We start from the raw sequence: 25,016 nt of genomic DNA on the forward strand, positions 1-25,016 counted from the left end.
GACACCGAGTGTCCGGCTGAGTTCAGACATGACGGCCCTGCTGTTCGAACGGTCCAGGCATTCCAGCATTGGCCCGTTCCGTCCTTACATGGGGATTAGGCGTGATTGCCGAAGTCCTGTTCGCCGTTGACCGATCCAATGGAGACGATCACCCCGCGTCCCGAGGCGGCGAGGTGCGGAAGCGCGGCGCGGGCGCAGCGGAAGGCGCCCGTCAGGGTGATGTCGAGGTCGCGCGCCCAGATCTCGTCCGGTTCGTCCTCGAAGAGCGGTGCGTCCGTCCCGCACGCGTAGGCGTTGTTGACGAGGACGTCGAGGGAGCCGAAGCGTTCGACCGCGTGGGCCACCGCCGTCTCGACGGCGGCCCGGTCGGCCACGTCACAGCCGATCGACGCGGCGCCCGGGATGGTCGCGGCGGTCTCCGCGGCCCGTTTCCCGTCCAGGTCCGTGACCAGGACACGTGCCCCTTCGTCCGCCAGCCGGCGGGCGGTGGCCTCGCCGATGCCCCGGCCGGCGCCGGTGATCAGTACGCCGTATCCCTCGAATCGCCTCATCCGCCGATGATCCCGCCGGCGGCGGCGTCACACCAGAGACCGTGCTCCGGCGGTCCCGGGGGTCTGGCTGAACCACCGGCGCCCGCCTCAGGTCGCCGAGCGCACCGCCCGCACCAGGGCCTGCGCGCGCGGGTCCGCCGTGACCCCTTTGCGCATCCCGTTGGTGACATAGCCGAAGGCGATCCCGGACTCGGGGTCCGCGAAGCCGAGGGAGCCGCCGCGCCCGGGGTGCCCGAAGGAGCCGGGGCCGAGCAGCGGCGCGGCCGGCCCGTGCAGCATGAAGCCCAGGCCGAAACGGGTGGCGACGACCAGGACCCGGTCCGGTCCCGCGGACTCCTCTGTGCGGGCCAGGGTGAGGGTGGCGGGTGCGAACAGCCGGTGGCCGTCCACCGGGCCGATCATCGCGGCGTAGCAGCGGGCCAGTGCGCGGGCGGTCGAAATGCCCGCGGAGGCGGGGAGTTCGGCGGCGCGGTACGCCGGGTCGTTCTCGTCGGGCAGCGGATCGATGACGCCGAACGCCCGCCGGGTGAGCGACTCCGGGTCCTTGTACGCCTCCGACACGGAGCGTTTGGGCCGCAGCCGGAGTTCGCCGCCCCCGGCCGAGGGCTGCTCCACCGGGCCGATCCGTCCCACCCGGTGCGCCTCCTCCTCCGGCAGGCCGACCCAGAAGTCCAGGCCGAGGGGGCGCGCGATCTCCTCGGCGATCCAGCGGCCGATGCTCCGGCCGGTGACGCGCCTGACCAGTTCGGCCATCAGCCAGCTGTAGGTGTGCGCGTGGTAGCCGTGGTCGGTGCCCGGTTCCCAGACGGGCCGCTGGGCGGCCAGCGCGCGGGCGCCCGACTCGCCGTCGACGGCCTGGGCCGGGGTCAGCGGCCGGTCGAGTACCGGCACTCCGGCGCGGTGCGAGAGAAGATGGCGGACGAGTGCCCGCTCCTTGCCGGCCGCCTTGAACTCCGGCCAGTACGTGCCGACCGGGGCGTCGAGATCGATCTGTCCGCGCTGGTGCAGCAGCAGGGGTACGGCGGCGGCGATGCCCTTGGTGGCCGAGCGGACCACCTGCGCGGTGTCCACGGCCCAGGGTTCCCGGCCGTCCACGTCCCGGGTGCCCGCCCAGAGGTCGACGACTTTGCGGCCGTCCCGGTAGACGGCGACCGCCGCGCCGCGTTCACCGAGCTGTTCGAAGTTCCGTACAAAAGCGTCCCTGACCGGCTCGAAGCCCGCCTCCACCGTGCCCTGGACGTCCACGCCCGCACTCCCGCCCGTCGTCCCGCCACGCCCCGGCGGCGCGACCCCCTCTATGGTGCAACGTGCCCCGGCGAGACGGAACGCGGGTCGAACCCGAACGGCAGCTCCAGCCGGTGCGCGCCCATCAGGGTCTCGTCGCCCAGGAGTTGCTGGGTGGGTCCGTCCGCCACGATGACGCCTTCGCTGAGGATGACCGCGCGGGGGCAGAGTTCGAGAGCGTACGGCAGATCGTGTGTGACCATCAGCACGGTGATGTCCAGCGACCGCAGAATGTCGGCGAGTTCACGCCGGGACGCCGGATCGAGGTTGGACGAGGGTTCGTCGAGGACGAGGATCTCGGGCTCCATCGCCAGCACGGTCGCCACGGCGACCCGGCGGCGCTGGCCGAAGGAGAGATGGTGCGGCGGCCGGTCGGCGTACTCCGCCATGCCGACCCGGGTCAGCGCGGTGACGACCCGGGCCTCCAGTTCGGGGCCGCGCAGTCCGGCGGCGGCAGGGCCGAACGCCACGTCCTCCCGGACCGTCGGCATGAAGAGCTGGTCGTCCGGGTCCTGGAAGACGATGCCGACCCGGCGGCGGATCTCCGCCAGATTCCGCTTCTCGACGGGCAGTCCCGCGACGGCGACCGTACCGGCGCCCGCGGTGAGGATGCCGTTGAGATGCAGGACGAGCGTGGTCTTGCCGGCGCCGTTGGGTCCGAGCAGCGCCACCCGCTCGCCGCGCCCGACGGTCAGATCGACGCCGAAGAGCGCCTGGTGGCCGTCGGGATAGGCGTACGCGAGGCCGCTGACCTCAAGGGACGCCGGAGGGGCGGGCAGGGAATCCACAGTCATAGGGTCCAGCCAAGCAGACAGACGGCGAGCGCCGACACGGGGAGGGCGGCGGCGTATGACCACTGCGCCCGGGACGCGGTCACCTCGTCGATGACCGGCATGGTGCCCGCGTAGCCCCGGCTGACCATCGCCAGATGCACGCGTTCACCCCGCTCGTAGGAGCGGATGAAGAGGGCGCCCGCGGTCTTGGCCAGCACGCCCCAGTGCCGTATGCCGCGTGCCTCGAAGCCGCGTGAGCGCCGGGCGATCGACATCCGGCGCATCTCGTCGGTGATGACATCGCCGTACCGGATCATGAAGGAGGCGATCTGGACGAGCAGGGACGGCAGCCTGAGCCGCTGGAGTCCCAGCAGCAGCGAACGCAGTTCGGTGGTGGAGGCGAGGATCACCGAGGCGGCGACGCCCAGGGTGCCCTTGGCGAGGACGTTCCAGGCGCCCCAGAGGCCCGGGACGCTCAGGGAGAGACCGGCGACCTGGACCTGGTCGCCCGGGACCACAAACGGCATGAGCACCGCGAAGGCCACGAACGGGACCTCGATCAGCAGCCTGCGCAGCAGGAATCCGGCGGGGATCCGGGCCGCCGCCGCGACCGCCGCGAGCAGCACCGCGTACAGGCCGAAGGCCCAGACCGCCTCGCGCGGGGTGGAGACCACCACGACGACAAAGCAGAAGACGGCGGCGAGCTTGCAGTGCGGGGGCAGGTCGTGGACCGGCGAGTGCCCGTGCCGGTAGAGCTTGTGGGCGTGGCCCGCGCCCATGTCAGATCTTCCCGCCGGCCACGAGGGTCCCGGTGGAGCCGGCGTCGGTACGGCGGCGGCGGACGGCCCAGAAGATCCCGCTGCCCACGACGACGGTGGAGCCGACACCGATCACACCGGCGAGACCGCCGGAGATCCGCGCGTCGGAGATGTCCCGGACGCCGTAGTCGGCGAGCGGGGAGTCGGCGGTGTGGTGCGGCTCCGTCTTCCTGTCGATGCCCTTGTCCGCGGCGACCTTCTCCAGGCCGTCGGGGTTGGCGGAGGCGTAGAAGGAGACGAAGCCGGCCAGGACGAGCGCGGTGACCAGGCCCGCCGCCCAGACCTTGCGGGTGGAGCGGGCCGCCGCCGGCGCGGCGGCGGGCGCGGGCGCCGCGTCGACGAGTTCGCCGCCGACACGCAGCTTCAGCGGTGCGGAGAGTCCTCGGGCGCCGTGGACGAGGTCGGGGCGTACGGCGATGACGGCGCCGACCGTCAGCGCGGTGATCGCGGCCTCGCCGATGCCGATGAGCACATGGACGCCGACCATCGCGGTCAGCACATTGCCGATCGGGATGTCCGTGGTGCCGCCGACGGCGTAGAGGGCGGTGAAGGCGAGGGCCGCGGCCGGTACGGAGACCAGCGCCGCGACAAAGGAGGAGACGGTCACGGTGCGGCGGGTGCGGGGCAGGATCCTCACCAGCCCGCGGAAGATCGCGTAGGAGACGACGGTGGTCACCACGGCCATGTCGGTGATGTTCACGCCGAGAGCGGTGAGTCCGCCGTCCGCGAAGAGGATGCCCTGCATCAGCAGGACGACGGAGACGCAGAGGACGCCCGTATAAGGGCCGACGAGTATCGCCGCCAGGGCACCGCCCAGCAGATGGCCGCTGGTCCCTGCCGCGACCGGGAAGTTCAGCATCTGTACGGCGAAGATGAAGGCGGCGACGAGTCCGGCGAGCGGTGCCGTGCGCTCGTCCAGTTCGCGGCGCGCGCCGCGCAGACTGACGGCCACGGCGCCCGCGGCGACGACACCGGTGGCGACCGAGACGGGCACGTCGATGAATCCGTCGGGGACATGCATGCGGGACTCCGCTTCCTGCGGGTGAGTTCGGCGAGGACCGTCTGATGATAGAGCCCTATTGCGAACGTCTTGCAAGAGCAGGTTGTATGCGGACTGCCGGGACGGTGTTGTGCGGATGTGGCGTCGGCAAACTTATGGGTAAATTGATTTAGTTTGTAGACTTAAGTGAATGACGCCCCATTGGTGCTGTTTGTGTGGTTCGTATCACATGGATCGCCCCCCGAATCGGCGTCATGCCGAGTTCCCGACCGGGTCGAACCTCAGGAAGCTCGCACCAGGAACCGTGCTCCAGTTCCGCCCCAGCCGAAGAGGAGCCAGCCGATGCCTCCTATCATCGAGCAATCCGCGAAGGCCCGTCTGATCACGGACGCGCCCCACCACAAAGCCGTCTCCGTCACCCTGCGCTATGACGGCGCCGACCCGCTGGCGATGCGCATCGTGTTCCCGCCCGAGGTGTCGCTCGACCACGACGAGGTGATCTGGGCCTTCGCCCGCGATCTCCTCGAATCCGGCCTCCGGCTGCCGTCGGGCCACGGCGATGTACAGGTATGGCCCTGCGGCCGGGCCCAGACGATCCTGGAATTCCACTCGCGGGAAGGGGTGGCGATGGTGCAGTTCGACTCGACGCCGCTCCACCGGTTCCTGAAGAGTTCCTACTCGATGGTGCCGGCCGGCGAGGAGCGCCACGACATCGAGGTCGAGAACGAACTGGGCAAACTGCTCCACCGGACCTGAGCTCCCCCGGAGCGGTCCTTCCGGACCCGGCTTCCGGACCCCCCGCCGACCCGCTGTCCTTCCGTGACGCCAACGGCAACGGCCCGGTCCCGCGCCCCTCGGGGCATGGGACCGGGCCGCGCGTGGTGCGCGCCCTCCGCCGTCAGACGCGGACCAGTTCCCGCTCCGCCCCGGGGCCGCCCTCCGCGGCGCCGTCGCCGAGCCGCTTGCGCAGGGCCTCGCCCTCGACGTCCACATTGGGCAGCGCCCGGTCGAGCCAGCGGGGCAGCCACCACGCCTTGTCGCCGAGCAGCGCGAGCACGGCCGGCACGATCGCCATACGCACGACGAAGGCGTCGAAGAAGACGGCGATGGCGAGTCCGAAGCCGATCATCTTGATCATCGCCTCGCCGGAGCCGATGAAGCCCGCGAAGACGGCGATCATGATGACCGCGGCGGCGGAGACCACCCGCGCTCCGTGCTGGAAGCCGGTGACGATCGCGCCGCCGGGCCGCTCGCCGTGGACGTACGCCTCCCGCATCCGGGTGACCAGGAAGACCTCGTAGTCCATGGCGAGGCCGAAGACCACACCCACCATGAAGATCGGCATCATCGACATCACCGGACCGGTCTGCTCGACCCCGAGCAGACCGCCCAGCCAGCCCCACTGGAAGACAGCGACGACCGCGCCCAGGGCCGCGACCACCGAGAGCAGGAAGCCGAGGGCCGCCTTGAGCGGCACCAGCACCGACCGGAAGACCACCATCAGCAGCAGGAACGCCAGCCCGACGACGAGCGCGAGGTAGGGCAGCAGCGCGTCGTTCATCTTCTGCGAGAAGTCGATGTTCATCGCGGTGGCACCGGTGACCAGTACCTCCGCGCCGCTGTCCGCGGCGATCCGGCCGCCGGTGTCACGGATGGAGTGGACCAGTTCCTCGGTCTGGACGGAGGAGGGCCGGTCCTCGGGGATCACCGTGATCGTCGCGGTGTCGCCCGCCTTGTTGAGGGTCGACGGTGCGACGACGGCGACGCCGTCCATCTTCTTCACGGTGTCGGAGACCTCGGCCGCCGCGGCCTTGGCGTTGTTGTCGGCCTTGCCGTCGACGACCACCACCAGCGGCCCGTTGAAGCCGGCGCCGAAACCGTCGGAGAGCAGGTCGTACGCCTTGCGCTGCGTGGTGCTCACCGGCTGCGAACCGTCATCGGGCAGGCCCAGCTCCAGCGAGGTGGCCGGGACGGCGATGGCGCCGAGGCCCAGCACACCCACGATCAGGACGGCGACCGGCCGGCGCAGGACGAAGCGCGCCCACCGGGTGCCCATGTTGGGCCTCTCGGCGCCGCCCGCGGCCTTGTTCTCCATCGCCGTACGGCCCTTGCGGCCGTGCACCCGCTTGCCGGCGAAGCCCAGCATCGCGGGGATCAGGGTGAGCGCGATGAGGACGGCGATCACGACCGTACCGGCGGCGGCGAAGCCCATCTTGCTGAGCATCGGGATATTGACGACGGCCAGGCCGACCAGCGCGATGACGACGGTGAGCCCGGCGAAGACCACGGCGGACCCGGCGGTGCCGACGGCCCGCCCGGCCGCTTCCTCGCGTTCCCTGCCCTCGGCCAGCTCGGCCCGGTAGCGGGAGACGATGAACAGCGCGTAGTCGATCCCGACCGCGAGCCCGATCATCATCGCGAGGATGGACGTGGTGGAGCCGAGATCCAGCACACTGGCGAGCGCGGTGATCGTGGAGACCCCGACCCCGACCCCGATGAGCGCGGTGAGCAGCGGCAGTCCGGCCGCGACCACGGAGCCGAAGGTGATGACGAGCACCACGGCGGCGATCGCCACACCGATGATCTCGGTGGACCCGGTCTCCGGCGCCGCCTGGAGCGCGTCTCCGCCGATCTCCACCGTCAGTCCCCGGGCGCGGGCGTCGGTGCCGGTCTCTTCGAGCGCCGTACGCGTCTCGTCGGTCAGCTCCATCGAGCTGACCTTGTACGCGACCGAGACATACGCGGTCGAGCCGTCCTTCGACACGGCCTTCGCTGTGTACGGGTCGGTCACCGAGGAGACCTGGTCGGATCCGGACGTCAGCTCGTCCCTGATCTCGCCGACCTCGGCCTTGTGTCCGGCGTCGGTCATCTTCTCGCCGGCGGGTGCCTTGAAGACGACCCTGGCGGTCGCCCCGTCGGCGCTTGCCCCCGGGAAGCGCTGTTCCAGCAGGTCGAAGGCGCTCTGGGCCTCCGTGCCCGGGATGGAGAAGGAGCTGGAGGTGGCGGTGGGCGCGGAGAGGGCGCCGATCCCGGCGAGCGCCAGCAGCGCCACCCATATCAGGGCGACATAGCGGCGGCGCCGGAAGGCGAGCCGTCCGAGGTGGTAGAGGAACGTGGCCACGAGGGCGTACTCCCGGTCTGTGAAGGGAACTGGGGCATGGCATGGGGAGCCGGCCCGACGGCGAGAGCGGGACGCGTCAGGTGGTGCGGGTACGCGGATACCACGGGCTGCGACGTGGTGCCGCGTGAGGTGTTCGGGGAAGGGTCAGAGGCCGAGGGCGGGGAGGACCACGGCGTCGAGATAGGAAAGGAGGAATTTCCGGTCGATGGACCGGTCCTCGATCAGTTGCCGGGCGACGACAGCGCCGACCAGCATGTGCGGGACGTAGTCCAGCGCGGGGTTGTCCGCGGCGATCTCGCCCCGGTCCACGGCGCGCCGCATCAGCTCCGCGAGCCCGTTCATCTCTGGCTCGACCAGCAGCTCACGCAGTGCCTGATGGAGATCGGGATTGTCGTGCACGGCATGGAGCAGGCCGCGCATCAGCGCGGAGTCCTGTTCCATCTTGCAGTCGTCGCTGAGCGCGACCATCGCGTGGAGGTCCCCGCGCAGCGAACCGGTGTCGATCCGGCCCGGTCCGGCCGGCTTGTTGTGCCGCATCGCCCGCGCGACCAGCTCGGGTTTGCTCCCCCACTGGCGGTAGAGGGTGGCCTTGCTGGAGCGGGTGCGAGCGGCGATGGCGTCCATGGTGAGGGCGTCATAGCCGACCTCGCGCAGCAGATCGAGCACGGCCGCGTACAGCTCCGCCTCACGTTCGGGCGTGAGCCTGGTGCCTGCCATGGCCGACCTCCTGCCGGTGCGTTGCCGCCGGTGTGTCCGTCTCGCGAACGAAACGGTTTCGTACAGTACGAAGATAACCCCCGCCGCAACGAAACGAAACCGTTTCGCTTGTGGGCTGCGCCACAGCCGGAGACGGGCACGGCAGGGCGTACGTCGAGCGCCCCGGCGCGAACCGCGCTTCCGGTGTACGACGGTCATAAGTTGCCGCACCCCCCTGACGCGGAAAGCATTGTGGGGTGAGTGACGACGTCGCGTATCTCCGTTTCCCGCACCTGCACGACGACTTGCTGTGCTTCGCCGCCGAGGACGACCTCTGGATCGCGCCCCTCGCGCCGGCCGGGCACCGGCCGGGACGCGCCTGGCGGGTGACCGTCGACCGCACCAGGGTCGGCCACCCCCGCTTCTCGCCCGACGGCCGCCACATCGCCTATACGAACTGGCGCAGTCTCGACCCGGAGATCCATCTCGCCCCGGTCGACGGCGGTCCCGCCCGCCGACTCAGCTACTGGGGCTCCACCGACACCCGCGTCTGCGGCTGGACCCCGGACGGCCAGATCCTCGCGGTCTCCTCGCACGGCCAGCCCTTCTCGTACTACTCCTGGGCCTACAGCGTCCCCACCGACGGTTCGCCCGGCGCCAAGCTGCCCTGGGGGCCGGTGTCCGACATAGCCGTCGTGGACATCGACGGCGAGCACCGGACGCTGCTCCTCACCGGCAAACCGCCGCACGAACCCGCCGCGTGGAAGCGGTACCGCGGCGGGGCGACCGGCCGGCTGTGGCTGCACGGCGAGCGGCTGCTCGCGGATCTCGGCGGCCATCTCGACTGCCCCATGTTCGTCCGGGGCCGTGTCGCGTTCCTCTCCGACCACGAGGGCGTCGGCAATCTCTACTCCTGTCTGCCCGACGGCACCGATCTGCGCCGCCACACCGACCACGACGCCTTCTACGCCCGCCACGCGTCCTGCGACGGGCGCCGCGTCGTCTACCAGTGCGCGGGCGATCTCTGGCTGGTCGACGCGCTGACCCCCGACTCGCGGCCGCGCAGGCTGGACGTACGGATCGGCGGACCCCGGGCCGGACGGCGCGGCTACCAGGTCCCGGCGGCCGGCCATGTCGCCGGGATCGCCGTGGACACGACGGGCCGGGCCAGCGCCGTCTCCGTACGCGGCAGCCTGTACTGGCTCACGCACCGCGACGGCCCGGCGCGCACGATCGCGGACACCCCCGGCGTCCGGGTCCGGCTGCCGGAGACACTCGGCAGCGGCGGCCAGGTCGCCTATGTCACCGACGCGGAGGGCGAGGACGCGATCGAGATCGCGTATCTGCCACGGGCGAGCGGCGACCGGCAGCCCCGGCGGCTGGCCTCCGGACGGCTCGGCCGGGTGCTGGAGATGGTGGCCGATCCCGAGGGAGAGCGGATAGCCGTCGCCTCGCACGACGGCCGCCTGCTGCTCGTCACCGTCGCGGAGGACACGACGGCGGAGACGGGCGAGGCGACGGAGCCGGCCTCGGTCACCTCTTCCGCCGCGGCGGAGGTGACGGAGCTGATCCGGTCCGTCAACGGCCCGGTGGCCGATCTGGCCTTCTCGCCCGACGGCGACTGGCTGACCTGGTCCCACCCCGGCATCGGCCGCTCACTGCGCCAGATCAGGATGGCCCGGATCGCCGGCGGCCCCGACCGTACGGTCATCGATGTCACCAACGGCCGCTTCGAGGACGAGAATCCCGTCTTCACCAGCGACGGCCGCTATCTGGCGTTCCTGTCCTGGCGCGGCTTCGACCCGGTGTACGACGTGCACACCGGCGACCTCTCCTTCCCGCTGGGCTGCCGCCCGTATCTCGTACCGCTGTCCTCGGCGACCCCGTCGCCGTTCGCGCTGTCACCGGACGGCAGGCCGGCGGCCGGGGGGCTCGACCCGTCCTTCGGCGAACCGGACGAGGGGCCGGTCACCGTCGAGGCGGAGGGGCTGGCGGACCGGGTCACCCCGTTTCCCGTCACGGCGTCCAAGTACTCCGCGCTGCGCCCGGTCAGCGGCGGCGGACTGGTCTGGCTGCGCTGGCCGATCTCCGGCGCGCTCGGCGAGACCTTCGCCAACCCGGCGGACACCTCGGGGCGGCCCACGCTCGAACACTTCGACATCACAAAGGCCCGCAGGAGCGAACTCGTAGCCCATCTGGACTGGTTCGCGCCGAGCGGCGACGGCAGCCGGCTGGTCGTCGTGGACGACGGAGAGCTGCGGGCCGTCCCCGCCACCGAGCCCGGTGACAGCGACTCGACCGTCTATCTCGACCTGCGCCGCATCCTGCACGACGTCGATCCCGAGGCAGAGTGGCGCCAGGCGTACGAGGAGGCGGGCCGCCTCATCCGCGCCTACTTCTGGGATCCCGGCATGTGCGGCATCGACTGGGACGGTGTCCTCGCCCAGTACCGCCCGCTGGTCGAACGGGTCGCGTCCCCCGACGAGTTCGCGGATCTGCTGCGCGAGGTCCTCGGCGAGCTGGGCACCTCCCACGCGTATGTCACCCCGGCCCGCCGCAACGAGGGCCCGCCGCACTACCAGCGCGCGATGGGCCTGCTCGGCGCCAACCTGGTCCCCCGCGACGGCGCCTGGATGATCAAGCGCATCCTGCCCGGTGACTCCTCCGACTCCAAGGCCCGCTCCCCGCTGGCCGGTACGGGCATCCGCGAGGGCTCGGTCCTCACCCATGTCGACGGCCGGCCCGTCGATCCGGTGGCCGGTCCCTACCCGCTGCTGTCGGCCGCCGGGGGCACCACCGTCGAGCTGACCTTCCGCCCCCCGGAGCCGGAGGGCCCCGCTCGCCGCGTCGCGATCGTCCCGCTCGTCGACGAACGGCCGCTGCGCTACCAGGACTGGGTCACCAAACGCCGTGAGGTGGTCCGGGAGATCAGCGACGGCCGCTGCGGCTATCTGCACATCCCGGACACGGGCGGCTCCGGCTGGGCGCAGTTCAACCGGGACCTGCGCCTGGAGGTCTCCCGCCCGGCGCTGATCGTGGACGTGCGGGGCAACGCGGGCGGCCACATCAGTGAGCTGGTCGTGGAGAAACTCAGCCGCCGGATCATCGGCTGGGACCTCACCCGCGACGCCCAGCCCGTCTCGTACGCCTCCAACGCGCCGCGCGGCCCGGTCGTCGCCATCGCCGATGAAGCGACCTCCTCCGACGGCGACATGATCACCGCGGCCTTCCGGCTGCTGGGCCTCGGACCCGTCGTCGGCCGGCGCACCTGGGGAGGCGTGGTCGGCATCACCGGGCGGCACCGGCTGGGCGACGGCACGGTGATCACGGTGCCGATGAACGCGGCCTGGTTCACGGAGTACGGCTGGTCCATCGAGAACCACGGCGTGGAGCCGGACATCGAGGCCCTGCGCACCCCGCTCGACTGGGCGGAGGGCCGGCACGCGCAGCTCGACGACGCGGTGTGGGTGGCGCTGGATCTGCTCGCCGCGCGGCAGCCCCCGGAGCCGCCGGACCGCAAGGCGGTCCCGGACCTGCGGCGGCCCGCACTGCCGCCGCGCGATCCCGGCTGAGCAGCGGGAACCGGCCCGCACACAAGAGGCGCACCCGGCGGGCCGGGTGCGCCTCTTGTCGGTCGGAAGCTCAGGATCGGTACCTCAGGATCGGCTCTTCAAGACCACACCATCGGGTCAGGCGTCGAAGTGCTCGTCGAACTCGTCGCGGGCGCCCTGCGGGCGGGCCCCCGGGCGGTCCTGCTGACGGTCCTGGGGCCGGTCCTGCGGGCGGTCCTGCGGCCGGTCCTGGGGGCGGTTCCCCGGCTTGTTGCCCGGCGCCTGGTCGCGACCGCTCTGCGGCCTGTCCTGCGGCCTGGCCTGCGCCTGCTCGCGGACGTCCTGCAGGTGGTCGCGGCCCTGCGCGGGGCGCTGGCGGTCGTCGTGGTCGGCGACCGGCTTGGCCTTCGCCTGGTCGGCGAGCTCCTGCGCCTTGTCCTTGAACTGGTCGGAAATACCCATGGGAATTCACTCCAAGAGGGGTGTGGGGGTGGGGCACGCTCAGACTTTCATGGCCGGACATTCCGCGCATTTCGGTCAGTTACGCTCCGTACGCTCCCTCTCGCCGGCCGCTCCGCCGGCGCCCACCAGCGGCCATCTCGCCATGGACGGCGACGAGATCGACCCCCGTCCGCCACCACCGGCCGGACGCACCGGACCGCCCTTGCACCTCCGGCCCCGCGCTCCCGGCCTCCGCCGAGCGCAATCAGTACCGGTCGCCCGGGGATCGGAATCCGCACCCATCGGAACACCCGATGCCCGCCTCTGACCGGCGCGGCTCCCGTGCGGGTGGGCCTGCGGTCGAATTGCGAGATATGCCGGTGTTGTTGGCGGGCCCGGTTCTAGGGTGACGTGCCTGCCCCCGGGAACCGGCCCCCGGCGGGTTCCGGTGAGTTCAGTGAGTTCCGTGAGTTCCGGAGGACTGTGCGCCATGGGGTACATGCGGCTGCTGCGCCGCCGTCCGGTCCGGACGCTGTGGCTGTCGATGGCGCTCTCGGTCCTCGGCGACCGGCTGTACGCGCTGGCCGTGATGTGGGTGGTGTACGAGGCGACGGGCTCCGCGTCGCTGATGGGCCTGGTGGCGGTGGTCGAGTCGCTGCCGTACATCGTGCTCGGCGGCTCGGCGGCACTGATGGAGCGTTTCGCCTCCTGGCGGCGGCTGGCCCGGGTGGACGCGGCGCGCGCCGTGGTCGCGATGGCGGTGCCGCTGGCCTGGTCGCCCGACCCGGGCGGCTTCGCCGTGCTGCTCGTCCTGGTCCTGCTGCTCGGCACACTCGGGGCGGTCTTCGACCCCAATCTCGGCGCCCTGGCCCCCGAGCTTGTCGAGCCCGATGAAGTCCGGCAGGTCAGCGCGTTGTTCGATCTCACCTCCCGGGTCGCCGCGGTCGCCGGACCGGGAAGTGTCGGCGCCCTGCTGCTCGTTGTGCCGGAGATCCAGCTCTTCGCCGTGGACGCGGTCACCTTCGCCGTCTCGGCGGTCGCGCTGAACCGGCTGAGCCGGTCCGCGGCGGGCGGCGGGCAGCACTCCGCCGGTACCGGACGGCAGGAGTCGGCGCGCGCCTGGCCCGTGATCCGCGCGCATCCGCGGGTGGGCGTCGCCATCGGCGTGCACGCGGCCGGGCTGTTCGTCGCGGCCGTCTCCGCCGTGGGCCTGCCCGCGCTGCTCGCCTCCCGCCTGGGCCAGGGCGCCGCCGGTTACGGCGTGGCGCTCGCCGCGACCGCGACCGGCGCGCTGGCGGGCAACCTGCTGATCGGGAACATCCCGGACCACTGGCCGTGGCTGGGGACGTACTGCGCCGCCTGGAGCGCGGTCGGCACGGCGCTGGCCGGGCTCGGCCTGGTGGGCTCGCTGCCCGCCGTCATCGCGCTGTGCACCGCCTCCGGACTGCTCATCCCCGTCTCGGCGGTCACCCTTCGCACCCATCTGTCGCGGTTCCCCGGAGGGGTGCGGCTACGGCTTCTGACGGTCGACCAGACCGCGATCCGGGCGGCGGGAACGGCCGGGATGCTGCTGCTTCCACTCGCCGTGGACGCGGCGCCGGCCAAGGCTTTTGTCGGCGCCGGCGTGCTGTTGTCGTCCGTCGCGCTGGCGGGCTGGTGGGCCGGCAGCCGGATGGTGGACCGTCCCGTCACGGCGAAGCCGGGCGCGGCCAGGACACCGGCCGGCACGGAGACCTGACCGGGCCGGCTCGCTCAGCGCTCGTACGCGACCGTCACCGGCGCGTGGTCGCTCCACCGCTCGCCGTGTGTCGCCGCACGCTCGACCCATGCCTTCACCGCGCGCCCGGCCAGTCCCGCCGTCGCCACGTGGTAGTCGATGCGCCAGCCCGAGTCGTTGTCGAAGGCGCGGCCCCGGTAGGACCACCACGAGTACGGCCCCTCCCGGTCCGGGTGGAGCGCGCGGACCACATCGGCATAGCCCGTCTCCTCGAAGACCCGGGTGAGCCAGGCGCGCTCCTCGGGGAGAAAGCCGGAGGACTTGCCGTTGGCCCGCCAGTTCTTGAGGTCGGCCTGCTGGTGGGCGATGTTCCAGTCACCGCAGACCAGCACCTCGCGTCCGTCGGCCGCCGCGCGCTTCCGCAGCCGCTCCAGATACGTGAGGAACTCGTCCATGAACCGGACCTTCTCGTCCTGCCGCTCGGTGCCCACCTCGCCCGAGGGCAGATAGAGGCTGGCCACGGTGACACCGGGGAGATCGATCTCCGCGTAACGCCCGCTCGTGTCGAACTCGGCGCTGCCGAATCCGATCCGCGTGTTCTCCGGCTCCCGCCGCGAGAGGAGCGCGACCCCCGCGCGGCCCTTGGCCGCCGCCGGCGCGTACACGGCGTGCCAGCCCTCGGCGTCCCGCACGCTTGCGGGGAGTTGCTCCGGCTCGGCCCGTACCTCCTGAAGGCAGACGACATCGGCGGCGGTCTCCGCCAGCCATTCCGCGAACCCCTTCTTGGCGGCTGCGCGGAGGCCATTCACATTCACGGATGTCACGGTGAGCATTCCCGCACCCTACGGCCCGGCGCCGGCACCCATTCACCTGCCCCACTGCTCCTCTCAGGGCGTCCCACAAGCACCGGGACACGGCGGAGGCCCGGTCCGCGTGGTGCTGGACCGGGCCTCCGCGAGGATCAGGATCAGGATCAGCCGTTGCCGACACCGTTCCCGGACAGGACCGGGATGTCGTCCAGGATGTGCGACAGCGGCTCGTCGCCCTTCGCCTGGGTGGAGTTCTCGACACACTGCTGGTTCTGCGGGGAGGACAGGAGATTGAAGTCCTGAACGGCGATCGGCGTCGCACCCGTGAGGGTGGCCGTGTTCAGCTTCGCCGGCAGCCCCAGGCACGGCTTGTTCAGCGAGCCCTGGACCAGGCCCAGCTGCGGGCTCATGTCCCCGTGGGTCGACGAGTTGCCGAAGGCCTGCTCGGCACCGTTGCCACTGAACGACGTCGTGCCACCGTCACCGGCGATCGCCAGCGCCGGGGAGGCTGCGCCGACCGAAGCTCCGACGATCGATACCGCGACAGCGGCGGTTGCCCACAGCTTCTTCATTTAAATACCCTTCCAGAAAGGCGGACTCCACCGGTGGAGTCCGCCCCCTCAACCTTCATTCGGGCGGTTTGGTTTCGGCTATTCCCCCGAACGGCCCATTCACGGCGAGTGGCCGCAATGCGGCGTAAAAAAAGCCGGACCGCCGCATGATTCGGCGGCGGTCCGGTCGGCAGTCAATTTCTCAGTTGTTGCGCACCCCATTGCCCGACAGCACCGGGATGTCCTCCAGGATGTGCGACAGCGGCTCGTCGCCCTTCGCCTGGGTGGAGTTCTCGACACACTGCTGATTCTGCGGAGAGGACAGGACATTGATGTCCTGGAGTGAGATCGGCGCGGCACCCACGAGGGTGGCGGTGTTCAGCTTCGCCGGCAGACCGACACACGGCTTGTTCAGCGAGCCCTGGACGAGCGCCATCTGCGGGCTCATGTTCCCGTACGTCGCGGAGTTGCCGTAGTGCTGACTGGCGAAGTTGCCGCTGGCGGAGGTGGTTCCGCCGTCGTTGCCAATGGCCAGGGCCTGCGGAGCCGCCGCGACCGAAACGCCGACGACGGAGGCGGCGACGGCCGCCACGCCCATAACCTTCTTGATCACGATGTGTCCCCTTCTGAAGGATGCCCCAAGTCCCAGGGGCCCCCTGAGCAACTCCCCGTCACGAGTTTGGTTCCGTCTCTTCACTCAAATGGCCCACTTAACGCCGATCAGCAAAGCTGATTCCCCGGCCAATCAACTGGCCACACTTACAAGCCGATCGAGTGAAGCAGCGGAACTAAACAGTCGACATCGTGTTGTTCAAGTCGCTCCACATGCATTCCTGAGAAAAGGAAACACACCGTGATCAAGAAGGTTATGGCCATGGCGGCCGTCGCCGCCTCCGTGGTCGGTATTTCGGCCGCGGCGGTGCCCCAGGCGCTCGCCATCGGCAACGACGACGGCACCACTTCCGCCAGCGGCAACGGTGCCGCGCAGTCCTTCGGCAACGCGAAGACCTATGGCGACATGAGCCCTCAGGTGGAGCTGATCCAGGGCTCGCTGAACAAGCTCTGCGTCGGTGCGCCCGCCACGGTGAACACCGTCACACTCGCAGAAGCCGCGCCGATCTCTCTCCAGGACATCAATGTCCTGTCCTCTCCGCAGAATCAGCAGTGCGCGGAGAACTCCACCCAGGCGAAGGGCGACGAGCCGCTGTCGCACATCCTGGACGACATCCCGGTGCTCTCGGGCAATGGGGTGCGCAACAACTGATCCCCGCCGCCGATCCCAGCGGCGCGTGATCGCCCGGAAATCCGGGCCGACGGGACGGCACGGGCAGCCGTGCTCCCCACGGCCGGCGGACCGGCGCCTGAATTCCTGTTTCGGGCGAAGAATCACGGACCACCCGGTGGAGCAGAAACACAAGAATGTGACGCGGCAGTCGAGTGAACCGGTGAGCGGCACAAAACGGGGCAGTTTCCTGCCTCTGGCCTGCTCGTTGGAGTTCCAGCAGCGGACGTGAGAGCTGAGAAAAGAAATGCTCACGTACCACGAAATTCGTGCGAACGTATTCGCCGCTGCGGAGAGGACACAAGATGAAGTGCAAGAAGACCGCCACAGTCGTCGCAGGGCTGATCATGGCCGCGGGCGCCGCGGCTCCGGCCGTCGCCGATGCCGGCGCCAAGGGTGCCGCCATCGGCTCCCCCGGGGTCCTGTCGGGCAACGTCCTTCAGTATCCCGTCTCCATCCCCGTCAACGTGTGCGGCAACAGCCTCAATACCACCGCCCTGCTGAACCCCGCCTTCGGCAACGTCTGCTTCAACAGCTGACCTTGCACAGCCACAGCCACCCCTCCGGGTGCCCGGGCCGGTCCCGGAGCACGGGGCAACCCTGCTTCGGTACCGGCTCGCCCGGCACCGATATCACCAGCGACAACTGCTTGCGGAAGATGCCAGCAGGAGGAGAACCAGATGCGAGACCTCATCAGCAAAGGACTGCTCACAGCCGCCGCGGCGACAAGTGTGCTGTCCCTGGGCGGCGCTTACGCCCACGCGGCGGAGAGTGACGGAGTGGCCGCGGGCTCACCGGGGCTGCTGTCGGGCAACAACATCCAGGCGCCCGTGGACATCCCGGTCAATGTCTGCGGGAACACCGTCAATCCCGTCGGGGCGCTCAACCCCGCCTTCGGCAACGCCTGCGCCAACACGTCGGCCGCGCCCCAGCCCGAGGCGCAGGTCTCGCACGACGGGTACGGCTCCCAGCAGACCTCCGGCCCGTCCGGCGGGTACGGCTCCCAGAAAGCGTCGGCCGACATCCGCGACGGCGTCGGCGGCTCCTCGACCAGCGCCACCAGCGTCGTCAAGGGATCGCCCGGTGTGCTCTCGGGCAACAGCTTCCAGGCTCCCGTCGAGGCGCCGCTGAACGTCTGCGGCAACTCCGTGAACGCGACCGGCCTCCTCAACCCGGCCTTCGGCAACCACTGCGCCAACGGCGCCCCGGAAGCGGCCCCCGAGCCTCCCCGGGCCCCCGAGGTCCACACCCCGGAGGACCACGGATACGAGCCGCCGGCCCCGGTCGAGCCGCCCGCCCCGGAACCGGTCGTGCACGAGCACCACGAGGAGCCCTCCTCCGAGGTGCAGCTCGCGACCACCGGCAACGACTCGAACCTCCTCGCCATGGCCGCGGCGAGCGCCGGTCTGCTGATCGGCGGCGGCGTCCTCTACCGCCGGCGTACCGCCGCCGCGCGCGTCTGACCGTCCGCCAGGACGTACCGGACCGGCCGGGAGAATTCGACGCGGATTCTCCCGGCCGGCAGGACCGGCACACCGGCCCCCGCGGACACCGGCGCCTTCCTCCCGGTGACCCATACGGGGGATCAAATGCACGGACGGACCACTCAAACGTCAGGCCAGGTTCCCGATCGGCTTATTAGAAATACTTTTGGATCATCGTGTCCACGGATCGCGGCCACGGGAGAATCGTCAACTCACGAGGAGCGGGCATGTCCCACAGACGTCGACGGCTGGTGGCCACCTTCCTGGGTGTGTTCACGGCCGGCCTCCTTGCCTCAGGTGCGGTAATGCCCGTCCCGAGTCCCGAGACCGATCCGGAACGGCCCGGCCAGGAGAAACCACCGCCGGCCACCTCGCCCGCGATGGGCGCCTTCATCGACTTCGGCCCCAAGGGCGCACAGCGCCTCGCCGAGATGCAGGAATGGCTCGGCGGCACGGAACTGCGGGCCGGGCATTCCTATCTGCCCGGGGACGAGTGGTCCAACATCGAGGGCTATCCGAGATATCTGGAGTCCTGGGCCGAGTGGCGCAAGGCCCGCGACGACCGCCTCTTCATCCTCAATGTGCCCATGCTCGAACGCACCGAGGACCGGGTGCCCGACTTCATTGTGCGCCGGGAGCTGAACAAGGGCGCGGGCGGCGAGTACGACAGCCACTTCAAGACCCTGGCGGAACGTCTCGTCCGGCTGGGTGTCAAGGACACCGTCATCGTGCTCGGCTGGGAGATGAACGGGAGCACGTACACCCATCGCTGCGGGCCCGACCCGGGCGCGTGGAAGGCGTACTGGAACCGCATTGTCACCACCATGCGCGCGGTCCCGGGACAGGAATTCCGCTTCGATTTCGCCCCGAACCGCGGCCGGGACGCCGTCCCCTGGACCGAGTGCTATCCCGGCGACGGTGTCGTGGACATCATCGGCATGGATTCCTATGACCAGCCGCCCGGCAATACATTTGACGAGCAGGTGAATGAGCCCTACGGGCTCCAGGATCATGTGAACTTCGCCGCCGCGCACAAGAAGGTCATCTCCTATCCGGAGTGGGGCCTCTTCCGCAACGGCGACAACCACGAATACATGCGGCGCATGCTGCGCTGGATCGACACGTACAAACCTCTTTACAACACCATCACCGATTACTGTCCGCACGGCGTGTGGCAGTGCGCCGAGAACCCCGAGTCGTCGAAGGTGTACCGCTCCACGCTGTCGGGAAGACGGCCGGCGGCCGGGCCGTCACCCGCGCCGGCGTCCCCGTCGGGGCCGGGCGCCGCGTCGGCGCCGGGCCGGAGCCCGGCCCCGACCGGGAAGCCGAAGCCGGCGCCCGCGTTCAACCAGGCACCGACCCCGAAGCACGGCCCGCCGAGCACACGGAGCTGCCGCCCGCTGAACCTCGCCACCTGGGTCGAGTACTGGCTGGGGCGGCGGGGCTGCGTCCGGATGGACTGGTGGAGCGGCTGGCCCTCCTGACCCTCCCCGTCACCACCCCCGGCAGGGGCGGCGGCCCGGTCAGCCCCTGCCGCCGCCCCGCCGCAGCCGTTTGACGAGCGCCGCCGCCCGGCCCCGGCCCGCCGCGTGCGCGGCCAGCAGCCGCAGGGCCGGGGACAGATACGGCCGGGCCAGCAGAAAGCGCTGGTTGCGGACGGTCTCGGGACTCCAGTGGTGCTTGTACGGCTCGGTGCCGCGCAGCATGCTCAGCGTGGTCCGCCCGCTCTCGCTGGTCCGCCGCGCCGCGTTCCGCAGCAGCAGCGTGGCCACATCGACCTTTCTGGCACGCAGCCCCGGATCCGCCCCGTACAGATAGCCGCCCGACAGCCGGCCGGACATCAGTGTGAGATCCGCGGCCACCACCTTCCCGTCCAGCAGGAATTCGGTCACCGTCGCGTCACCGCGCTCCGCCATCGGCGGGACCGACCGGGTCAGATGCCCGGCGAAGCGCGTACTCAGGTGCTCGGCCGTCACCCCGCGCCCCTGCCACTGGAGCCGGTGCAGCTCCAGCAGCCGGCCGACCGCCGCCGGGATCTCCGCCTCGGGCACCACCCGCTCCTCGATGCCGATCGCGTCGAGTTTGCGCAGCTTCGCGCGGGTGCGCTGGGCGCGCGAGGAGGTGAGCCTGCCCACGAGTTCGTCCATGGGGACGCCGGGCAGTTCGAGGCAGGTCGAGTCCGTCAGCCGCCGGTGCGGCCCCGCCCAGCACGCGACGACGCGTTCCACCGCCGCTCCCGGCCGTACCTCGCGCAGGTCGATCACCGCCGTACGGGCCGCGTCCGCGAGGGCCTTCGCCAGCACGGGCGCCGCGGTGTCGGCGCAGCCGTCGTCGAGCAGGACGTCGGAGAAGTCCGAGATGGCCCCGCCGAGCTGCACCAGGACGGGCATGGGCCGGTGGACCAGCATGAGCGGCGCCGCCGCGACCAGCTCGGCGCCCCGGTGCACGAGCACGATCCGCAGCCGCCCCGGTGTTCCGTACGACAGCCACCAGGAATGCAGCCAGGAGTGATTCTGGAAGGGCGTGGCCGCGCCGGAGCGGCGGTACAACGCGTGCCACGCCGGGGCGAGTTCACCGAAACGGCCGGTGTCCCGGCACAGCTCCGCGGTGAACTCGGGACCGGACGCGGGGGCGGCGGACCGGGACGTCGAAAGCGGCGCACGCGGCGGAGCGGGGGGCCGCGTGCTCGATTCGGCGGCCATCACACCGTTTCCGGCTGCGGCTGCGGCTTGGACTGCTGCTGGGCCGTCGCGGGGCCCGGCACCGCCGCGTGGACCTGTGCCTCTCCGCGCTTCGGACGGATGAGCAGCCCGAGCCCGCCGAGCAGCCCGCCCGCACAGCCGCCGACCAGCGCCGCCAGCGGAGCCGGGAGCGACGCCGGGCCCGTCGGCTTGACGGCCCGGGAGAACGGGAGCAGGCGCACGTTCGTACTGCCCTGCATGTGCGAGCCGTTGACGACCAGGGCCCGGGCGACACCGTCGGCCATGTTCATCGCGGTCGAGGCGCGGCGCGCGGTCGCCGTCACGGAGATCATGGGCGCGTCCGGCGAGGTGGCCGTCCGCACGTTCTCCTTGAGGGTCTTCGCCGACACCCCGGCCCACACCTGTGCGTCTCCGACCACGGCGACCTGGTAGGCGACCCGTCCGTACGCCGTGGCGAACCCGAGCGCGATGGCCGGGTCGGACTTCTCCGTGGGGACGACGAGGACATAGCTGGTCGCCGAGTACTCGGGCGGCCGGAGCATCCCGTAGGCACCACCGCCCAGCGCTCCGGCCAGGACCGTCAGCGGCACGACCCACCGGGCGGGCCGCGAGAACACCCGCCGCAGCCTTCCGGGACGCCGCGCGGCCGGTCCCCGCCCGGCACCTCTCGATTTCCGGATCATGAGTCACTCGCTTCTCGGGTGGGGGCCGGGCGGCGGACGGCGTTCTCGTAGACGTCCATGAGCTGCCCGGCGCTGCGGGAGATGTCGTAGTGGCGGGCGGCGGGCGGCACGGGCAGCCGGCGCGGGCCCGCCGCGCGGAACCGCCTCAGCTCGGTGACAAGTTCGGAGACGGAGCCGCTGATCCGCCGCGCTCCCGGCGCGGCCCCGGCGGGCAGGTCCTGGAGCGCGGGGCAGGTGACATGGAGGACCGGCAGCCCGGCCGCGAGAGCCTCGACGATGGCGAGCCCGAACGCCTCGTCGTGGGAGGTGGACACGAAGACGTCCATGGCCGCGAGCAGCGCGGGCAGACTGAGCGCGCGCGCCAGCGCGGGCGGCTCCTGGCAGGCGCCGTGCAGCAGGATGCGGTCGCGCGCGCCGCGCTCCTCGGCGAGCCGTGTGAGCCGGTTGCGTTCGCTGCCCTCGCCGACGAGGAGCAGCCGCGCGTCGGCCAGGTCCGAGACGGCGTGGACGAGTGTTTCGAAGCGTTTGCTGCCGGTGAGCCGGCCGACTCCGCCGACCACGAAGGCGTCCTGGGGCAGGCCCAGCCGTTCGCGGACATCGCGGCGGGCGGTCGCGTCGAAGGCGAACCGGTCCACCTCGATGCCGTTGGGCACCACATGGATACGGTCGCGGCGCACCCCCCAGCGCTCCAGGCGCCGTGCGACGGTGTCGGAGACGGCGACGGTCGCACTGCCGAGGCGTTCGCCGGCGAGATAGAGCGAGCGGGCGCCCATGCTCAGTGGCCGCCCCTCGATCTGGACGGCTCCGAGGGAGTGTTCGGTGGCGATGACGCTCCGTACCCCGGCGAGACGGGCCGCGAAGCGTCCGTACACACAGGCGCGGTAGAGATGCGTGTGCACCAGGTCGTACCGGCCGCGCCTGATGTGCCTGGTGAGCCGGGGCAGCGCGCCGAGGTCCTGGTTGCCGCGCATGGCGAGGTCGGTGACGGGCACCCCGTCGGCGACGATCCCCCTGGCGACCGGCCCCGGGTTGGACAGGGTGACGACTTCGCTCTCGGTCGGCAGTTTCCGCAGCAGCAGCCGCAGTTGCTGCTCCGCTCCGCCGATGCCCAGACCGGTGATGATGTGCAGTACCTTCACAGCCCCGTCCTCCTTGTCCTGGGGGCCGGCACCGGGTGTCCGGTGGCGGGAACGGGTTCGCGGCGCCAGCGGTGCAGGCGTCGTTTGAGGTGCAGGCGCGTGGCGCTGTCCTTCTCGCCGACATGGACACGCGGCAGCGCGAACACGCCGGTGAGCGGGCCGGGGCTGATCCCGCAGGCGTAGGTGTAGCCCGCGGCGCGCACGGCCTCCATCACCCGGGCGTCGACGGTGCCGTACGGATAGCAGAAGCCGGCCGGCTCGCCGCCGGTGATGGTGCGCAGCAGCGCCCTGCTGTGTCCGGTCTCGGCAGCGAGGAGCGCGTCGTCGGCCTCGGTGAGATCGGTGTGGTGCAGCCCGTGGGAGCCGATCTCCATACCGGCTCCGGCGGCGGCGCGGATGCCGTCCTCGGTGAGGAGCGGTTTACGGGGTCCCGGGCTGTCCCATTCGTTCGTACCGCCGAGGCGGCCCGGCAGGACGAAGACGGTGGCGGTGAAGCCGTACTGCCGCAGCAGCGGTACGGCCTCGTCGGCGAAGTCGGCGTAGCCGTCGTCGAAGGTGAGCCCGACCAGCCGGGCGCCGCGTCCCTCGCCCCGGGCGCGCAGCAGCCGTTCCATGCTGACGCCGGTCAGGCCCTGGCGGCGCAGCCAGCGGAGCTGTTTTTCGAGCCGGCCGGGCGAGACCGTCACCCGGTAGGGATCGTCGGCCGGGTCGGCGACCGAGTGGTACATGAGAGCCCACAGAGGGCACCGGGAGGTGTGTCGTGGCCCCCGCAGTGCGGATGGGGGGCCTGCGGACACCGTGTCAGCGGACATGCGCGAGCCTTCGTGAGAGGGGGCGGAGGATGGTGTCGATCTCGGGCGCCCGCAGAGCGCCGGCGACGACGAGGAACACCGCGGGGACCGTCAGACAGGCCACCGCGGTGCCGATCACGGGAGATACGGAAGAGGGGACAAGGGCTCCGCAGAACCATCCGGCGCCGGTGGCGGCGGCGCCGCCGGTGGCGAGTTTCAGCAGCCCCAGGGTCATGTGGCGGATGCGGACGGGCACCTGGTGGCGGCGGGTGCCGTACAGCATCAGGGCCGCCGTGACGGTGACGCCGAGCGCGTTGGCGGCGGCGATGCCGCGCACGCCCCAGACGTGCACCAGCACGCCGCCCGCGCCGGTGTTCAGCGCGAGTCCGCCGAGCATGGCGAACGCGGGGAACCACAGCGGGCGCGCGGCGGAGAAGTAGCAGCGCACCAGCGCCCCGACCAGGGTGTGGCCGAGCAGGCCGATCGCGTAGACCCGCATCACGGCGGCGGTCGCCGCCGTGTCCGCCCCGTCGAACGCGCCGCGCTGGAAGAGCACTTCGATGAGCTGCGGCGCGCAGGCGACCACGGTGGCCGCGCCCGTCAGCACGATGATCCCGGCCAGGGTGAGATCGCGTTCGATCCGGCGCCGCGCCCGGTCGGTCTCGCCCGCCGCGATGGCGCGGGCGACGACCGGGAAGGTGACGGTGCACAGCATCAGGGAGAGGGTCATCGGGATCTGCGCGACCTTCTGCGCGTAGTTGAGGTGCGAGATGGCTCCGGGCGGGAGCGGCGCGGCGAGGAAACGCTCGATGAGGACCTGCGACTGCCTGCTGAGCGCGAACACGATGACGGGAGCGAGCAGGCCCAGGCCGACGAGCGGCCCGCTCCCGGGGTCCTTCGGGCCCCGGCCGGTCACCGGCCGGCGCTCCCCCAGCCTGCGCCACAGCACCGGCGCCTGGATCAGCACCATCAGCACGCCGCCGACGGCGACCCCGGCGGCGGCGGCCCGTACCCCCCACCGGTCGCTCAGCAGGAGCATCGTGGTGATGATGCCGATGTTGTAGCCGACGTAGATCCCCGCGGGCGCCACAAAGCTGCCGTGCGCGCGCAGCGCCGCGCTGAAGTAACCGGCCACGCCGAAGGTGAGGGCGCAGGTGCCGGTGAGCCTGGTGCAGTCGACGGCCAGCCGCGGTTCCGGCAGGCCGGGCGCCAGCACGGCCACCACCCAGGGCGCGGCGGCGATCAGCAGGGCGGCTCCCGCGCTCAGGGCGAGAAACAGCCGCGGCAGCGTGGCGCGGATCAGCAGCCGTACCGGATCGGGCGCCGGCCGGGTGGCCCGCCGCGCCAGCGCCAGACTGAACGCCGGTACGAGGATCAGCGCCATGGCGTCCTCGATGAGCAGCGTCGACGCCATCTCGGGCACCGTCCAGGCGACCAGGAAGGCGTCGGTGTCGGGGCCCGCGCCGTAGAGATGCGCGATGGTCTGGTCGCGGACCAGGCCGAAGAGCGCGGCGACCGCCGTCAGCAGGGCGGTGAGGAAGGCCGCGCGCGCCAGGAAGCCGCCGGAGGAGAACACGCCGCGGCCGCCCGTACCGCGCTCCACCGGCGGAGCGGCCGGCGCGG

22 protein-coding genes and 1 pseudogene are annotated in these 25,016 nt (G+C 71.3%); 7 read left to right on the forward strand and 16 right to left on the reverse strand.

Going from position 1 to position 25,016, the window contains the following annotated elements; all coding sequences use genetic code 11:
- Positions 1 to 98: 98 nt before the first annotated feature.
- The 5 genes and pseudogenes from ABZ707_RS09290 to ABZ707_RS09310 all read right to left on the reverse strand — a co-directional run.
- Positions 99 to 551, reverse strand: a pseudogene (locus ABZ707_RS09290) (SDR family NAD(P)-dependent oxidoreductase); the annotation flags it as partial.
- 87 nt (positions 552 to 638) lie between these two features.
- Positions 639 to 1,796, reverse strand: coding sequence for a serine hydrolase domain-containing protein (locus ABZ707_RS09295; protein ID WP_360170346.1), 1,158 nt, complete (start codon positions 1,794 to 1,796; stop codon positions 639 to 641).
- A 50-nt stretch (positions 1,797 to 1,846) separates the two neighbouring features.
- A complete protein-coding gene (locus tag ABZ707_RS09300) occupies positions 1,847 to 2,629 on the reverse strand; it encodes an ABC transporter ATP-binding protein (RefSeq protein WP_360170349.1) in 783 nt (260 codons plus the stop codon).
- Positions 2,626 to 3,387 carry a cobalt ECF transporter T component CbiQ gene (gene cbiQ / locus ABZ707_RS09305; protein ID WP_360170352.1) on the reverse strand — a complete coding sequence of 254 codons (762 nt, stop codon included), beginning with the start codon at positions 3,385 to 3,387 and terminating at the stop codon, positions 2,626 to 2,628. Before cbiQ ends, ABZ707_RS09300 begins: the two co-directional genes overlap by 4 nt.
- A gap of 1 nt (position 3,388) precedes the next feature.
- A complete protein-coding gene (locus tag ABZ707_RS09310; RefSeq protein WP_360170355.1) occupies positions 3,389 to 4,447 on the reverse strand; it encodes an energy-coupling factor ABC transporter permease in 1,059 nt (352 codons plus the stop codon).
- 321 nt (positions 4,448 to 4,768) lie between these two features.
- Here ABZ707_RS09310 and ABZ707_RS09315 point away from each other — a divergent pair, with 321 nt between their 5' ends.
- Positions 4,769 to 5,182 (forward strand): SsgA family sporulation/cell division regulator, encoded by a 414-nt coding sequence (locus tag ABZ707_RS09315; RefSeq protein ID WP_360170358.1) that lies wholly within the window; start codon positions 4,769 to 4,771, stop codon positions 5,180 to 5,182.
- Positions 5,183 to 5,324: 142 nt separating this feature from the next.
- Here ABZ707_RS09315 and ABZ707_RS09320 read toward each other — a convergent pair whose 3' ends face one another.
- Positions 5,325 to 7,547 (reverse strand): MMPL family transporter, encoded by a 2,223-nt coding sequence (locus ABZ707_RS09320; RefSeq protein ID WP_360170361.1) that lies wholly within the window; start codon positions 7,545 to 7,547, stop codon positions 5,325 to 5,327.
- A gap of 144 nt (positions 7,548 to 7,691) precedes the next feature.
- A complete protein-coding gene (locus ABZ707_RS09325) occupies positions 7,692 to 8,264 on the reverse strand; it encodes a TetR/AcrR family transcriptional regulator (protein ID WP_360170364.1) in 573 nt (190 codons plus the stop codon).
- A 236-nt stretch (positions 8,265 to 8,500) separates the two neighbouring features.
- Here ABZ707_RS09325 and ABZ707_RS09330 point away from each other — a divergent pair, with 236 nt between their 5' ends.
- Positions 8,501 to 11,815 (forward strand): S41 family peptidase, encoded by a 3,315-nt coding sequence (locus tag ABZ707_RS09330; protein WP_360170367.1) that lies wholly within the window; start codon positions 8,501 to 8,503, stop codon positions 11,813 to 11,815.
- A gap of 117 nt (positions 11,816 to 11,932) precedes the next feature.
- On the opposite strand, the gene ABZ707_RS09335 is transcribed toward ABZ707_RS09330, so the two are convergent.
- The gene (locus tag ABZ707_RS09335; RefSeq protein ID WP_360170370.1) at positions 11,933 to 12,256 is read right to left on the reverse strand and encodes a hypothetical protein; all 324 of its coding nucleotides are present in this window, start codon (positions 12,254 to 12,256) and stop codon (positions 11,933 to 11,935) included.
- A 445-nt stretch (positions 12,257 to 12,701) separates the two neighbouring features.
- On the opposite strand from ABZ707_RS09335, the gene ABZ707_RS09340 reads away from it, so the two are divergent.
- Positions 12,702 to 13,973, forward strand: a complete 1,272-nt coding sequence (locus ABZ707_RS09340; protein WP_360170373.1) for an MFS transporter — start codon at positions 12,702 to 12,704, stop codon at positions 13,971 to 13,973.
- Between the two features lie 14 nt (positions 13,974 to 13,987).
- On the opposite strand, the gene ABZ707_RS09345 is transcribed toward ABZ707_RS09340, so the two are convergent.
- The 3 genes from ABZ707_RS09345 to ABZ707_RS09355 form a co-directional block, all read right to left on the reverse strand.
- Entirely contained in the window at positions 13,988 to 14,785 is a 798-nt protein-coding gene (locus tag ABZ707_RS09345) for an exodeoxyribonuclease III (protein ID WP_360170376.1), read from the reverse strand.
- A 140-nt stretch (positions 14,786 to 14,925) separates the two neighbouring features.
- A complete protein-coding gene (locus ABZ707_RS09350) occupies positions 14,926 to 15,333 on the reverse strand; it encodes a rodlin (protein WP_360170379.1) in 408 nt (135 codons plus the stop codon).
- A gap of 181 nt (positions 15,334 to 15,514) precedes the next feature.
- Entirely contained in the window at positions 15,515 to 15,925 is a 411-nt protein-coding gene (locus ABZ707_RS09355; protein ID WP_360170382.1) for a rodlin, read from the reverse strand.
- 240 nt (positions 15,926 to 16,165) lie between these two features.
- Between ABZ707_RS09355 and ABZ707_RS09360 the strand changes: the two genes are divergently transcribed.
- The 4 genes from ABZ707_RS09360 to ABZ707_RS09375 all read left to right on the forward strand — a co-directional run bounded on the left by ABZ707_RS09360 (position 16,166) and on the right by ABZ707_RS09375 (position 19,562).
- Entirely contained in the window at positions 16,166 to 16,576 is a 411-nt protein-coding gene (locus tag ABZ707_RS09360) for a rodlin (RefSeq protein WP_360170385.1), read from the forward strand.
- Positions 16,577 to 16,899: 323 nt separating this feature from the next.
- Positions 16,900 to 17,133, forward strand: coding sequence for a chaplin (locus tag ABZ707_RS09365; protein ID WP_360170388.1), 234 nt, complete (start codon positions 16,900 to 16,902; stop codon positions 17,131 to 17,133).
- Positions 17,134 to 17,274: 141 nt separating this feature from the next.
- Positions 17,275 to 18,057, forward strand: a complete 783-nt coding sequence (locus tag ABZ707_RS09370) for a chaplin (RefSeq protein WP_360170391.1) — start codon at positions 17,275 to 17,277, stop codon at positions 18,055 to 18,057.
- A 326-nt stretch (positions 18,058 to 18,383) separates the two neighbouring features.
- Entirely contained in the window at positions 18,384 to 19,562 is a 1,179-nt protein-coding gene (locus ABZ707_RS09375; RefSeq protein ID WP_360171297.1) for a glycosyl hydrolase, read from the forward strand.
- 39 nt (positions 19,563 to 19,601) lie between these two features.
- Here the strand turns inward: ABZ707_RS09375 and ABZ707_RS09380 are convergent, their stop codons facing one another.
- From ABZ707_RS09380 to ABZ707_RS09400, 5 genes are all read right to left on the reverse strand, one after another.
- Complete coding sequence (locus ABZ707_RS09380; RefSeq protein WP_360170394.1) at positions 19,602 to 20,780, reverse strand: GNAT family N-acetyltransferase; 1,179 nt, start codon at positions 20,778 to 20,780, stop codon at positions 19,602 to 19,604.
- Positions 20,780 to 21,322, reverse strand: coding sequence for a lipopolysaccharide biosynthesis protein (locus ABZ707_RS09385; RefSeq protein WP_360171300.1), 543 nt, complete (start codon positions 21,320 to 21,322; stop codon positions 20,780 to 20,782). The genes ABZ707_RS09380 and ABZ707_RS09385 overlap by 1 nt, the downstream gene beginning before the upstream one ends.
- A gap of 137 nt (positions 21,323 to 21,459) precedes the next feature.
- Entirely contained in the window at positions 21,460 to 22,602 is a 1,143-nt protein-coding gene (locus ABZ707_RS09390) for a glycosyltransferase (RefSeq protein ID WP_360170397.1), read from the reverse strand.
- Positions 22,599 to 23,330, reverse strand: a complete 732-nt coding sequence (locus ABZ707_RS09395) for a polysaccharide deacetylase family protein (RefSeq protein ID WP_360170400.1) — start codon at positions 23,328 to 23,330, stop codon at positions 22,599 to 22,601. Before ABZ707_RS09395 ends, ABZ707_RS09390 begins: the two co-directional genes overlap by 4 nt.
- Before the next feature lie 73 nt (positions 23,331 to 23,403).
- Positions 23,404 to 24,996 (reverse strand): lipid II flippase MurJ, encoded by a 1,593-nt coding sequence (locus tag ABZ707_RS09400; protein WP_360171303.1) that lies wholly within the window; start codon positions 24,994 to 24,996, stop codon positions 23,404 to 23,406.
- Positions 24,997 to 25,016 lie beyond the last annotated feature (20 nt).

Origin of the sequence: Streptomyces sp. NPDC006923, from assembly GCF_040635655.1 — a bacterium.
GTDB lineage: Bacteria > Actinomycetota > Actinomycetes > Streptomycetales > Streptomycetaceae > Streptomyces.